The sequence below is a fragment of the Streptomyces sp. NPDC046759 genome (assembly GCF_040645475.1).
In the GTDB taxonomy this organism is placed as follows: domain Bacteria; phylum Actinomycetota; class Actinomycetes; order Streptomycetales; family Streptomycetaceae; genus Streptomyces.
Genome location: NZ_JBEYYJ010000025.1, coordinates 77,360 through 90,037 on the forward strand (window position 1 = coordinate 77,360; position 12,678 = coordinate 90,037).

The 12,678-nt window shown below is 73.6% G+C and carries 9 protein-coding genes and 2 tRNA genes; 3 read left to right on the top strand and 8 right to left on the bottom strand.

Going from position 1 to position 12,678, the window contains the following annotated elements:
• Position 1: 1 nt before the first annotated feature.
• The 5 genes from ABZ919_RS29490 to ABZ919_RS29510 all read right to left on the bottom strand — a co-directional run bounded on the left by ABZ919_RS29490 (position 2) and on the right by ABZ919_RS29510 (position 4,354).
• Positions 2-1,660 (bottom strand): HAMP domain-containing sensor histidine kinase, encoded by a 1,659-nt coding sequence (locus ABZ919_RS29490; protein WP_361253531.1) that lies wholly within the window; start codon positions 1,658-1,660, stop codon positions 2-4.
• A complete protein-coding gene (locus ABZ919_RS29495; RefSeq protein ID WP_361253533.1) occupies positions 1,657-2,397 on the bottom strand; it encodes a response regulator transcription factor in 741 nt (246 codons plus the stop codon). Before ABZ919_RS29495 ends, ABZ919_RS29490 begins: the two co-directional genes overlap by 4 nt.
• Before the next feature lie 78 nt (positions 2,398-2,475).
• The gene (locus ABZ919_RS29500) at positions 2,476-2,850 is read right to left on the bottom strand and encodes an antibiotic biosynthesis monooxygenase (RefSeq protein WP_361253535.1); all 375 of its coding nucleotides are present in this window, start codon (positions 2,848-2,850) and stop codon (positions 2,476-2,478) included.
• Positions 2,851-2,955: 105 nt separating this feature from the next.
• Positions 2,956-3,843, bottom strand: a complete 888-nt coding sequence (locus tag ABZ919_RS29505) for a DUF2797 domain-containing protein (RefSeq protein WP_361253537.1) — start codon at positions 3,841-3,843, stop codon at positions 2,956-2,958.
• A 139-nt stretch (positions 3,844-3,982) separates the two neighbouring features.
• Positions 3,983-4,354 (bottom strand): HGxxPAAW family protein, encoded by a 372-nt coding sequence (locus ABZ919_RS29510; protein WP_361253538.1) that lies wholly within the window; start codon positions 4,352-4,354, stop codon positions 3,983-3,985.
• Between the two features lie 86 nt (positions 4,355-4,440).
• Here ABZ919_RS29510 and ABZ919_RS29515 point away from each other — a divergent pair, with 86 nt between their 5' ends.
• A complete protein-coding gene (locus ABZ919_RS29515) occupies positions 4,441-4,932 on the top strand; it encodes a MarR family transcriptional regulator (RefSeq protein WP_361253540.1) in 492 nt (163 codons plus the stop codon).
• A gap of 124 nt (positions 4,933-5,056) precedes the next feature.
• Here the strand turns inward: ABZ919_RS29515 and ABZ919_RS29520 are convergent.
• Both ABZ919_RS29520 and ABZ919_RS29525 read right to left on the bottom strand, forming a co-directional pair.
• Positions 5,057-5,129 (bottom strand) — tRNA-Arg (locus tag ABZ919_RS29520).
• Between the two features lie 207 nt (positions 5,130-5,336).
• Positions 5,337-5,427 (bottom strand) — tRNA-Ser (locus ABZ919_RS29525).
• 172 nt (positions 5,428-5,599) lie between these two features.
• On the opposite strand from ABZ919_RS29525, the gene ABZ919_RS29530 reads away from it, so the two are divergent.
• Both ABZ919_RS29530 and ABZ919_RS29535 read left to right on the top strand, forming a co-directional pair.
• On the top strand, positions 5,600-6,151 hold the full coding sequence (locus tag ABZ919_RS29530; protein WP_361253542.1) for an SSI family serine proteinase inhibitor: 552 nt from the start codon (positions 5,600-5,602) through the stop codon (positions 6,149-6,151).
• Positions 6,152-6,377: 226 nt separating this feature from the next.
• Positions 6,378-10,937: a PAS domain-containing protein gene (locus ABZ919_RS29535; protein ID WP_361253544.1), complete on the top strand. Its 4,560-nt coding sequence runs from the start codon at positions 6,378-6,380 to the stop codon at positions 10,935-10,937.
• A 45-nt stretch (positions 10,938-10,982) separates the two neighbouring features.
• Here ABZ919_RS29535 and ABZ919_RS29540 read toward each other — a convergent pair whose 3' ends face one another.
• The gene (locus ABZ919_RS29540) at positions 10,983-12,638 is read right to left on the bottom strand and encodes a long-chain fatty acid--CoA ligase (protein WP_361253546.1); all 1,656 of its coding nucleotides are present in this window, start codon (positions 12,636-12,638) and stop codon (positions 10,983-10,985) included.
• Between the last annotated feature and the right edge of the window lie 40 nt (positions 12,639-12,678).

Below are 12,678 nucleotides of genomic sequence, written 5' to 3' on the forward strand. Positions count from 1 at the left end.
GTCACGCCCCCTGTTGCACCCGTGTGGTGGCACTGTGCTGTGCCTGTGAGTGCGCCTGCCAGTCGTTCTCGGGCGCGGGCCGCGGGGCGGCGGGCAGGAGCGCGGGCAGATGCACGGTGAACACGGTCCGTCCGGGAACGCTGTCGACGCTGACGGCACCCTCGTGCGCGGCCGCGACCGCCTCCACGATGGCGAGTCCGAGCCCGGTGGACCCGGTGGCCCGCGACCGGGCGGAGTCCCCGCGCGCGAACCGCTCGAAGACGTGCGGCAGCAGCCCGGGCGGGATCCCCTGCCCGTTGTCCTCCACGTCGACGCACATCCACGGCCCGCGCCGCTGCACCCGCGCGACGACGGTCGTACCCGGCGGGGTGTGCTTACGGGCGTTGCCGAGCAGGTTCACCAGCACCTGCTGGATGCGTGCGGCGTCCGCGGACACGAGCGCGGGCTCGTCGGGCAGGTCGAGCCGCCAGTTGTGGTCCATGCCGGCCGCGCGGGAGTCGCTGACCGTGTCGACGACCAGCGGAATCAGATCGGTCTGCTCGAACTGCAGCGGCCGGCCGGCGTCCAGACGGGCGAGGAGAAGGAGGTCCTCGACGAGCAGGGTCATACGGCCGGCCTCGGACTCGATGCGGCCCAGCGCATGCCGGGTGTCCGGTCCGACCTGCTCCCTGCCGCGCCGGGTCAGCTCGGCGTACCCGCGGATCGAGGCCAGGGGTGTGCGGAGCTCATGACTGGCGTCGGCCACGAACTGCCGTACCCGCATCTCGCTCTGCTGCCGTGCGTGCAGCGCTCCGTGCACATGGTCCAGCATCCGGTTGAGCGCGGCACCGACCTGGCCGACCTCGGTGTGCTGGTCGCACTCGGACGCCGGGACCCGCTCGCTGAGGTTCACCTCACCGGTGTGCAGGGGGAGTTCGGAGACGCGGGTGGCGGTGGCGGCGACCTTGCGCAGGGGGCGGGTGGCGAGGCCGACGAGCACGGAACCGGCGATACCGGCGGCGACGAGCCCGGCGACGGTGACGCTGACCTCGATGAGGATCAGGGCGTTGATGTTGCTGTCGGTCTCCTCGGTGGGAAGGCCGACGTAGTAGCCGCCCTTGTACTGGACGCGGTACGTGCCGAGCCCCGGAAGCTCCGTGGTGTGCGCTCTGTCGTCGCGGGCGACCTCGCCGAGAGCCGCCTTCTGACGGCCGGTGAGCTCCTTGGCGCTCATGTCGAACGTGGACGCGGACTTCTTGCCGACCTCGCCGTCGCCGACCGAGCCGTCGACGACGGTGGCCGCCACCGTGCCGCTGGGCTGGGGACCGTGCTTGACGAACTCGCTGAGATCGGTCGCCCTACGGCGTGGGTTCTGCTGGTTGCCCAGCCCGGGCACGCCGTCGTTCCGGGCCGGGCCCGGCGGCGCGAAGTCGCCCGACGCGCGCGTCACGGCCTCACGCAGCTGCGCGTCCAACTGGCCGTACAGATGCGAACGCAGCGCCAGCGTCGTCACCGTGCCGATCACCGCGCACACCACGGCGATCAGCAGCACCGACGCGACGACGAGCCGGGTCCGCAGGGTGCGCGGCTGTCCCTTCCCCACTCTCGGTTCCGCTCGAGCGGGGGGACCCCCACGTCGCTTCAGTCGCTGCGGAGGACCCGGCCGTCGTCGTCCGCTCATGACGCGGCGGGCTTGATCAGGTAACCGGCCCCACGCCGGGTGTGGATCATCGGCTCACGTCCCGCGTCGATCTTCCGCCGCAGGTAGGAGATGTACAGCTCGACGACGTTGGCCTGCCCGCCGAAGTCGTACGACCAGACCCGGTCCAGGATCTGCGCCTTGCTGAGCACGCGCCGCGGGTTGCGCATGAGGAAGCGCAGCAGCTCGAACTCGGTGGCGGTCAGGTGGATGGAGTCCCCGCCCCGCGACACCTCGTGGCTGTCCTCGTCGAGCGTCAGGTCCCCGACGACGAGCACGGAGTCGGACCGCCGGTCGGCGGCGCCGGACCTGCGGATGAGCCCGCGCAGCCGCGCGACGACCTCTTCCAGGCTGAACGGCTTGGTGACGTAGTCGTCGCCGCCGGCGGTGAGCCCGGCGATACGGTCCTCCACCGCGTCCTTGGCGGTCAGGAACAGCACGGGCACGTCCGGCAGCTCACGGCGCAGCCGCCCGAGGACGGAGAGCCCGTCCATGTCGGGCAGCATCATGTCGAGCACGACGGCGTCCGGACGGAACTCACGAGCGGTCCGGATGGCGCCCTGCCCGTCTCCCGCACTCCTGATCTGCCAGCCCTCGTAACGCAGGGCCATGCTCAGCAGTTCGGTGATCGGCAGCTCGTCGTCCACCACAAGCACCCGGACGGGGCTCCCGTCCGGCCTCAGCAGTTCGGTGCGCCCCTGGGGCGAGGTCGTGGTCATGGTGCACACCCTGTCGGCGCCCTCTGAGAAGAGACTTTCCCCTGTCTGTGATTTGCCTGAGAAACCCACAGGCACCTCTCAGGCAGCCCCTCGGAAGAAGGCGTGACTGTGCTCGACCCGGGCGATGTGGATCGCGTACCGCTCGTACCACCGCTCCCGCCCGCGCCGCTTGGCCACGAGGTGCGCCGGATGGTCGCGCCACTGCTCGATCCCGGCGAGATCACGGAAGTAGGCGACGGTGACGGCGAGTCCACCGGGGGTGTGGGCGGAGTCCTCACCGAGAAAGCCGGGGACTTCGCGGACCAGTCGGGAGAGGCGCTCGGCGGTGCGTGCGTATCCGTCGGGGCCGTCGGCGAGGGCCTGGGCGGTGCGGGTGGAGGTGAAGACGACGGCGTAGTAGGGCGGTTCGGGAAGGCCGGCGGGCCGTCCACCGGTGTCGGCGTGATCGCTCATGTCCACCACGGTCAGCTGTGCGCCGGCCGGCGTCCATGGCCCTTGCCGAAAGGGATCCGTACGGGATCCGAGTCTTTGCCTTCCCCGGCCCCCGCCTCGCGATCCTCAGAACAGTCCCTGGGGCGGCCGGCGGAACTCCCTGACCGGAAAGGTGAGTCCGCCCGCGCCTGCGGCGGCGCGGGCGTCACCCGGCGACACGAGTTCCCAACCGGCCATCAGCCGTGTGTCGAGCACGACCACCCCGCGCCCGTCGACCGCCAGGTGGAGATCGGGTCCGGCGGCCGCGACCAGCTCCCCGCTCACGGCTCCGCCCGGGACGAGCTCGACGACCTCCCCGAGCGGGGCGGGGGCGGCAGCGATCCCGAAGACCCGCACATGGTCGGTCACCTCGCAGGGCTCCGGGCGCAGGGACTCCGGCCACCCGGAGAGCGCCACGGCCCGCGCATGCAGCTCGCGCACCTCCGCGGCGCGGTCCGCCCCCGTCTCCGGCAGCGCCGCCCGCACCGCCCGCTTCTCGGCGTACGTGATCCGGTCCGGCACCTGGAGTGCGGCCCGCAGCAGTTCCTCGGTGCGCCGGGCCGCCATCAGGGGGCCGGTGCCGAGCCAGCTGAAACAGACCGCGCCCTGCTCCAGCAACCGGGCGTCGCCGCGCTCGACGGCGGTGATGCCGACCTTCACCATGCCGGGCCCGAACCAGGCCAGATACACCCGGTAGGGCCGTGGGTCGTCGGCGATCGTGTCGGCGGCCACGGAGTGCGCCCGGTCCAGCCGCGCGCACTCCTCGCACCGGGCCCCCGTACTCCGCGCCGGCACCACGGCCCGCAGCGGACAGGCATGCCCCCGGGCCCCCGCACACCTGCGCACATCCCCTTGCGGCACCGCGAAGCCGACCCGCTTCCCCCAGGGCAGCGCACTGCGCCGCCCGCCGTCCCACACCAGCGCGGGCCCCTCGGGCGACCAGCGCAGCCCCGTGCACTTCCATACGCGTGCCATCACCGGTGAGGGTAGAAGGTGGGTCCGACAACGGGGCACCGGCGGCAGGGGACTCGATCACGCCTCGGTCCCCAGCCATGGCCACTCCGCACGCACGCCCTCGCGCTCGTCGCCCAACTGCCGTCCGGGCAGGCGAGGTTCACTCAATAGGTGACAGGGGGGCCGGTTCGGCGGATTCCGCGACCGGCACCACGGCCGGCGCCACGAAACTCTCCTCGCGCCCCCGCCCGGCCAGCCTGCAGCTCATGCACGCCGGATGGCCCTCCCGGGCCCGCGCGTCCCGGATCCGTATCCCCCACTGCTCCCGCGGCCGCACTCCCGGCGGCTTGCCCCAGCCCGCCAGGTGCAGGACCCATGTCACCAGGAGGCTCAGGGCCACGACCGCGAGGCCGGCGCCGGCCAACGGCAGCGAGGCCGTACACACCCCCCACCCGACCGCACCGCTGCCCACCGCCGCGACACCGAAGCCGGTCCAGCCGGCGATCGTATGACCCTCGTCGTACAGACTCATACAGCTGCCTCCGGGGAAACGCTTTTCCCTCACGAGCTAAGACGTTTGCATGACCGAACATCTCACGAACTAAGGGATTACGAAAGATGCAGGGCACGCCGCGACCGCCCGCCACGCCGGCCCAGGCGCTGGCCGCGATGGACCACCTCATCGCCGCCCACCTGATCGGACAGCAGGAGCTGGCCCGCCGGCTGGGCCTGAACGTCACCGACCTGACGTGCTTCGCCTTCGTCCTCGAGGCCGGCGACGATCTGCTGACGGCCGGCGACCTCGCCGCCCGCGCCCACGTCACCACCGGCGCGGTGACCGGCATCCTCAACCGCCTCGAACGCTCCGGCTACGTCACCCGCCGACCCGACTCCGTGGACCGGCGCCGGGTCCGCGTGGCCGCCGTTCCGGACGCCGTCACCCGGGTCGAGGCGGTGTACGCGGGCCACTACAGACGCCTGACGGCCCTGTTCTCCGACTACTCTCCCGAGGAACTGGCGATCATCACCGACTGGTTCACCCGGGCCACCGCCCTGGCACACGAGTACCTGGAGAAGCTGAACAGCGACGACCCGGACGAGGAGTGCTGACGCACGACACCTCGGTGCCCGGCCGGGCGCGTTCACGGCCGTGTGCGCCGGCCTCGTGTGCGCCGGCCTGGTGCGCCCGTGAAACGCCAGAGGCCCCGGATCGCTCCGGGGCCTCTGTTCTGTGTGCACTCGGCAGGATTCGAACCTGCAACCTTCTGATCCGTAGTCAGATGCTCTATCCGTTAAGCTACGAGTGCTTGTTCTCTTGTTGTTCTTGTCTCCGTTTCGGCCCTTTCGGCCCGTCCCGGCGACAGGAAGAACATTACATGACTGCCGCCGACATGTGAAATCTGATTGGCACACCCCTTGTGAGCTGGGAAAACGCCCGCAGACGGGGGCGAGCGGCGACAGAGGGCGGGAACGCCGAAACCCCGGTCCTGGGGACCGGGGCTTCGGGATCGGTGCGGAGGCGGAGGGATTTGAACCCTCGATGGGCTTTAAGGCCCAAACCGCATTAGCAGTGCGGCGCCATAGACCGGACTAGGCGACGCCTCCAGCACAACCGCTCACGCGAGCGCGCGAGTGGTGCGTGCAGATGATGACACAGCCGAGCGGCCTGTCACCAATCGCCCCCCACGGTACTAGGCAGTCGGGCCACAGGGCAAAGGGCTTCCCACCCGGCGAGGCGCGGACGCAACGTCCGGGGGTCCCGGGCGTTGGTCAGGGCATGGCTTTTCTTCTCCAGTGGGGACCGGTCCGGGCACTCGTCCGGCGGGGGCCGGGGCGCGTCGCCGCGTCCTCCGTGCTCGTCGCCGCCGCATCGGGCCTGGTCGCCCTCTCCGTCGTACCGGCCGTCGCCGCGCCCGTCGTGCCGCCACCCGTGCGGCCCGAGGACCGGGCCGGTGATCACCTCACCGTCGTGGTGCGGCATGCGGGAACCGGGCAGGACGGGACCTACGAGCTGTTCTGTCATCCGGCCGGCGGAAGTCACCCGGACGCGGCGGAGGCCTGCCGGGCGCTGGACGGGCGCACGCGGTGGGGGCGGGACCTCTTCGCTCCGGTGGCACCCGGCACCCCCTGCACCCTGCTCTACGGCGGACCGGCCACGGCCCGGGTGACCGGCACCTGGGCCGGCCGCAGGGTCGACGCCGCGTACGACCGCAGCAACGGGTGCGCGACCGGACGGTGGGACCGGATGGTGCCGCTGCTGCCGGAGCAGGGCCCCGAGGTGCAGGCCCGCCGGCCCGGGCGGGCCGGGTGGCTCGTGGGGTTCTCCTGACGGAACCACCGGCCGCGTAAAGGTCCGGCGAAGGTCTCGCGGAGCCTTTCGGCCGTGGTCGGCGGGTGGTGGCCGGTTCGGTGTCACTTCGTCGTGGGACCTCCCTCTCATCCGGCGTCGCGAGCGCAACGTGTGCCCTTAGACTCCCTCGCGTGACACGTCGCGGGCCGGTTGGCAAGATGGCCCGAGCGGTCGGCAAGGTGCGGTAACAGGGAGGAAGCGTCTCGTGAGCAGCAGGCCATCCCGAGGCGCTGCTCGCCTCGCAGCCATACTCGACGCGCTGCCGGATGCGTTGGTCCTGGTCAACGCGAACGGAACCGTCGTCAACGCGAACACCATCGCGCTGGAGGCCTTCGAGGCGCCCGGCACCGCGCTGGTCGGACGCGGGTTGCTCGATCTGCTGCCGCAGTTCGACTCGCGGCTGATCCCCGGCTCGATGCGCCGGCCCGATCACATGGACCCGCAGGGGCGGACCAAGCCCGCGCGGATGGTGGCGCGGCGGACCGACGGGGCGGAGTTCCCGGTAGAGGTCACGAGCGCGACCCTGGAGAACGGGCAGCAGGCGTACGACGGTTACGGCTACACCGGCGACGAGCTGCTGATGATCGTCGTACGGGACCTGTCCGGGACCGTGGACACCGAGGCGGAGCTGGCGCGCTCGCAGCGGCAGACCGAGATGATCCTGCGGGCCGCCGCGGAAGGTGTCGTGGGAACCGACACCGACGGGCGGATCGTGCTCGTCAACCCGGCGGCCGCCCAGATACTGGGTTACCGGGCGGGTGAGCTGGGCGGCAAGGAGCTGCACACGCTGGTGCTGCACTCGCGCGCCGACGGCTCGCCGTTCCCGTACGAGGAGTCGCCGCTCGCCGACACCCTGCGTTCCGGGCGCAAGCACCGGGTGCGCGGACAGGTGCTGTGGTCCAAGGGCGACGAGAAGGTGTCCGTCGACCTCACCACCGCGCCGGTGCGCGACGGGGAACAGCTCGTCGGTGCCGTGATGACCTTCACCGACCGGCGTCCGCTGGAGACGCTGGCCGAGGAGAAGTCCGCGCTGGAGCAGGCGCACGCCGAGGAGCTGGAGCGGCTCTCGCAGGAGCACGCCTCCGATCTGACCGCGCTGCGCCAGCAGCACGTCACCGAGCTCGAGGAGCTGCACGAAAAGCACGCTGAGCAGCTCGCGGCCGGCGAGGAGCGGTACGCCTCGCTCGCCGAGCGGGAGAAGGACCGCTACGAGGCCCTCGCCGGGCGGCACGAGCAGCTGCTCACGCTGCTCGGGCAGTCGCTGCGCGGGCCCCTGGAGGAGCTGCGGCGCGAGCTGGCCGCGCTGGCGGCGGACGACGCCGGGCAGCTGTGGCCCGAGGCCAACCAGGTGCTGCACCACCTGTCGGCCGGGTACTCGCGGATCACCACCCTCATCGACAACGTCCTCGGCTACCAGCGGCTGGACGCGGGCGCCGAGGAGATCACCCGTACGAAGGTGATGCTGGACGCGGTCGTCGCCGCCGGTGTGGACGGGGCCGTCGAGCTGATCGGTCCCGGACGGGTGCAGTTCGCCGTGCACGCGCCGCCCATCGAGGCCGAGGTCGACCCGCAGCGGCTCGCCACCGCGCTCGCGCACCTGGTGGCGGACGTGGCCGGGGTGGACGCGACCGGGAACTCGCCCGTGTCCGTGGGCGGTTACCTGGACAACACCGTCGTGGTCGCGGCGGCGCAGCGCGGTGAGGTCGCGCGGATCGAGGTGCGCGGGCCGTACGCCGGGGGAGACCCGGTGCACGAGCCGGTCGTGCGCGGGATCGTCCGGGCCCACGGCGGCGTGCTGCAGACGCACGAGGTGCCGGGCATGAGCGGCAGCGCGTTCGTGCTGGAGGTACCGCTCGGCGGGGGCGCCGGGACGGTCGACGGGGCGGCCGCCGGGCGGGCGCCTGCCGCTGCGCTTCCGGCCGTGCAGGAACCGGGCGGGCAGGGGGCCGCCGGACTCGTCTCCGGCGGCGGTGAGCCGGCCGTCGTCGAGGCCGGTGCCGCCGAGCGGGCCGGTGGCGGGCGGCGGCGGGCCCGGCGGGCCTCCACCGACGCCTTCCTGGACAGTGACGTGCCCGGTGCGGTCCAGGCCGGTGAGGCCGAGGCGACCACGCCGACCGGGCGGCGCCGCAGGCGTGCAGCCGCGCCCGCCCTCGAGGCCGGCGCAGTCCCGGCCGAGGGCGCGGACGCCCCCTCCGGGGGTACCGGGCGGCGCCGTGGCCGGCCCGCCGAGGGCGGCGCCGGTGACGGCGAGGGCGTGAGCGAGGGTGCGGTGATGACCGCGGCCGAGCATGCCGCGGGGACCGCCGCCTCCGGTACGGGACTCGGTTCCGCCGTCCCGCCCCAGGGCATGCCCGCGGGCCGGCCCGCCCGCACCGACTCCGGCGCCCCGCAGGCCGCACTGCCGCCCGCACTGCCGGCGGCGGGGAGCGAGCCGGCAGTGGGTGCCGACGCCGTGGCGAACGCGCAGGCCGCTCCGGCCGAGGGCGAGCAGCCGACCGGGAGGCGCCGGCGTGCGCTGGCCGCAGCGGCGGAGCGTGCCGCGGCCCAGGAGGCGGCCGGTGCCCGTGCCGTCTTCGCCCTGCCGCCGGCCGAGGCCGACCGATCACCGGCGTCCGCGGACTCGGCGATCGGAGTGGGTCCGGTCCCGGCCGCGGGGGTACCGGCCGGGCCCGCGGGGCCCGGGACCGCCGGGCCGTTGGGTCCGGGCACCGGTGTGCCCGTCGGCCCGGTCGCGGGTGCCGTCGAGGGGCAGCCGCCGGTTCCGGTGCAGGCTTCCGGTGCCGTTCCCGGTCAGGCCCGCGGCCCGGTGCAGGTGCCCGCTCAGTTGCCGCTGTCCGTCGAGGGGCCGCCCGGGGGCGACGGCCGGCACGACGCCGTACCGCTCGACCAGGCCGGGGACCATACTCCGCCGCAGCCGCATCCGACCAGCGCGCCGACCGGCCGGCGCCGCCGCGCCGCGGCGCAGGGGGCCGCTTCCGCGGTGGCGCCGGGCGCCGCACAGCCGGCCCCGGTACAGCCGGCGCCTGCGGCGCAGGCCGCTCCCGCGCAGGCCGTCCCGAGCGTTCCGGGACAGGTGACTCCCCCTCAGGCCGTACCGGTCGCAGCCGGGCAGGGCGGGCCGCAGCCGGCGGGGACGCCGACCCCCGGTCACGGCACGCCGGTTCACAGCGTTCCGGCGCAGGGTACGGCCGGACAGGGCATCCCCGTCCAGGCCGGTCCCGGCGCGGCCGCGGGGCAGACGCCCGCTACGGCGCAGGCGGTGCCCGGCGCGCAGGCCGGTGTCTCCGTGCCCGGTCAGCAGCCGGCCGTGCCGCACCCGGCCGCGCCCGCGCGGGACGCCGCGGGCCGGCCCGTACCGGCGGCTCCTGCGGCACCCGTACAGGCGGTCCCGGCCCAGCAGCCCGCCGCCACGACGCCGCCCGGCGGTGTCCCGAGCGCCCAGCCGCTGCCCGCTCAGGCCGCTGCCGGACCGGTGCCGGCGGGCGCCCAGACGCCCGGCGTGCCGCAGCAGTGGCCCGGCACCGACGACACCCCCGGCGCGGGCACCGCCGTACCGCCGGCCGGCACGCCGGCCCCCGGCACCCAGGCGTCGCGGGCCGCCCAGCCGTTGCCCGCCGAAGGGCTCGCGACCGACCCGAACTCGACGCAGGGTCGGGCGATCAGCGTCCGCACGCTCGGGCAGGGCGTGCCGTTCTCGCGGCAGGCCGCGCAGGTGCAGCAGCCGACGGCCACCCCGCCGCCGCACGCACCGGGCGGTTCCGGCCGCCGGCGCAAGCTGGGCACGCCGCCCGACCCGGCCATCCGCCCGGAGCAGCCGGGGGAGCAGGCGGCTCCCGGTCAGCCGGGCGCCGCGCCGGCCCAGGCGTCGCTCGCCGGGCAGTCCCGGCTCGTCCCGGGCACCGAGGGCGCCGGACGGTCCTACGCCATAGGCGCGCCGGACGCCAACGCCGCCGAAGGTCCCGAACCGCTGGACGGCCCCGGCGGTGCCGTCGAGGTCGCCGACACCCCGCGTCCGCAGCCGCTCGACGACGAGCTGCCGCCGGAGCCGCTGGACAACCCGCGCCGGCTGCTGGTGTGGCCCGCGCCGGACGCGACGACCCAGCAGGCGCTGAGCGACCGCGGCTACCGGTCGGTGATCGTGCACTCCCGTGAGGAGGTCGACGCGCAGATCGCAGCGTTCCCCGCCGCGCTGTTCGTGGACCCGCTGACCGGGCCCATCACGCGTACGGCCCTGCAGTCGCTGCGGCAGGCCGCCGTGGCCGCCGAGGTGCCGGTGCTGGTGACGGCCGGGCTCGGGCAGGCGACGCGCGAGGCGGCGTACGGCGCCGACCCCGCCGTCCTGCTGAAGGCGCTGGCGCCGCGCGACAGCGAGCAGCATCCGCCGCGGGTGCTGCTCATCGAGGAGCACGCGGAGATCGCCCTGGCGCTGACCTCGACGCTGGAGCGGCGCGGGATGCAGGTGGCGCGGGCCGCGAACGACGACGACGCGGTGACGCTGGCGGGGCAGTTCCGGCCGAACCTCGTGGTGATGGATCTGATGCAGGTGCAGCGGCGGCAGGCCGGCCGGACCGGGATCATCGACTGGCTCCGGGCGAACGGGCAGCTCAACCGCACCCCGCTGGTCGTCTACACCGCCGCGGTCGACCCCGCCGACCTGCCCCGGCTGGCCTCGGGTGAGACCGTTCTGTTCCTCGCTGAGCGGTCCACCAGCGCCGACGTACAGAGCCGGATCGTGGACCTGCTGGCGCGGATCGGCACCAACTGACCTGTCGCCCGGGTCAGTCGGTGCCGGGGCGCTGCGGACGGCGGCCTACAGCCGGGTGATGTCCAGCTGTCCGTCGGCGTACTGCCTGCGCAGCACCTTCTTGTCGAACTTGCCCACGCTCGTCTTCGGCACCGACTCCACGATCGTCCAGCGCTCGGGCAGCTGCCACCTGGCGATCCGGCCCTCCTCGGCGAGGAAGGCGCGCAGCGTCTCGAAGTCGGCGGTGGCGCCCTCCCGGAGAACGACCGTGGCCAGCGGACGCTCGCCCCACTTGTCGTCGGGTACGGCGACCACCGCGGCCTCGGCGACGTCCGGGTGGGACATCAGCGCGTTCTCCAGCTCCACCGAGGAGATCCACTCGCCGCCGGACTTGATGACGTCCTTGGCGCGGTCGGTGAGCGTGAGGAAGCCGTCGGGGGAGATGGTTCCGACGTCACCGGTCTTGAGCCAGCCGTCTTCGCTGAACTTGTCGGAGGGGCACAGCGGTTCGGCGTCGGGGCCGTTGTAGTAGGCGCCGGCGATCCACGGGCCGCGCACCTCCAGCTCCCCCGCGGACTCGCCGTCCCACGGGAGGCGTTCGCCGCCGGGGCCGGTGAGGCGGGCCTCGACGCCGGCCGGGAAGCGGCCCTGGGTGAGACGGTAGGCGAACTCCTCGGCGGTGCCGGCCGCGTGGGCCGGCGGACGGGCGACCGTGCCCAGCGGCGAGGTCTCCGTCATGCCCCAGGCGTGGCACACCCGCATGCCGAGCTCGTCGAAGGCCCGCATGAGGGACGGCGGGCAGGCGGAGCCGCCGATGGTGACCTGGGTGAGGGAGGCGACGTCGCGGGGCCTGTGGCTCAGCTCGGCGAGCAGGCCCTGCCAGATGGTCGGGACGGCCGCCGCGTGGGTCGGCCGCTCGCATTCGATCATCTCGGCGAGCGGTGCGGGCTGCAGGAAACGGTCCGGCATCAGCATGTTCACGCCGGTCATGAAGGTGGCGTGCGGCAGACCCCAGGCGTTGACGTGGAACTGGGGCACCACGACGAGTGAGGTGTCCTGGTCGGTCAGGCCCATCGACTGGGTCATGTTGACCTGCATGGAGTGCAGATAGATCGAACGGTGGCTGTACACCACGCCCTTGGGGTCGCCGGTGGTGCCGGAGGTGTAACACATGGCCGCGGCCTGGCGTTCGTCCAGCTCCGGCCAGTCGTACGTGGTCGGCCGGTCCGCGATCAGCTCCTCGTACTCGTGCACCCGTGCGGCGGCGCCCGCGAGCGGGGAACGGTCGCCGGGTCCCGACACGACGATGTGCTCCACCGTCGGCAGCTTGGGCAGCAGCGGGGCGAGCAGCGGGATCAGCGAGCCGTTGACGATGACGACCTTGTCGGCCGCGTGGTTGACGATCCACACCAGTTGCTCGGCGGGCAGGCGCAGGTTGAGCGTGTGCAGCACCGCGCCCATGGACGGGATCGCGAAGTAGGCCTCGACGTGCTCGGCGTTGTTCCACATCAGGGTCGCCACGCGGTCGTCGTCCCGGACCCCTAGTTCGTCACGGAGGGCGTTGGCGAGCTGCACCGCCCGCACTCCCGCCTCGGCGAAACTGCGCCGCTGCGGTGCGGCCTCCCCGGTCCAGGTGATGATCTGCGACCGCCCGTGCACCAGCGTCCCGTGCGTCAGGATGCGGGTGACGGTCAGCGGTACGTCCTGCATGGTGCTCAGCACGGAGTCCTCCCGGGGCAGCGTCGCCTACGCGGTGGTAGAG

Bases quoted from the DNA above. Each gene is read 5' to 3' on its own strand.
- ABZ919_RS29490 (WP_361253531.1), bottom strand. From the start codon at position 1,660: ATGAGCGGACGACGACGGCCGGGTCCTCCGCAGCGACTGAAGCGACGT.
- ABZ919_RS29495 (WP_361253533.1), bottom strand. From the start codon at position 2,397: ATGACCACGACCTCGCCCCAGGGGCGCACCGAACTGCTGAGGCCGGAC.
- ABZ919_RS29500 (WP_361253535.1), bottom strand. From the start codon at position 2,850: ATGAGCGATCACGCCGACACCGGTGGACGGCCCGCCGGCCTTCCCGAA.
- ABZ919_RS29505 (WP_361253537.1), bottom strand. From the start codon at position 3,843: ATGGCACGCGTATGGAAGTGCACGGGGCTGCGCTGGTCGCCCGAGGGG.
- ABZ919_RS29510 (WP_361253538.1), bottom strand. From the start codon at position 4,354: ATGAGTCTGTACGACGAGGGTCATACGATCGCCGGCTGGACCGGCTTC.
- ABZ919_RS29515 (WP_361253540.1), top strand. From the start codon at position 4,441: ATGCAGGGCACGCCGCGACCGCCCGCCACGCCGGCCCAGGCGCTGGCC.
- ABZ919_RS29530 (WP_361253542.1), top strand. From the start codon at position 5,600: ATGGCTTTTCTTCTCCAGTGGGGACCGGTCCGGGCACTCGTCCGGCGG.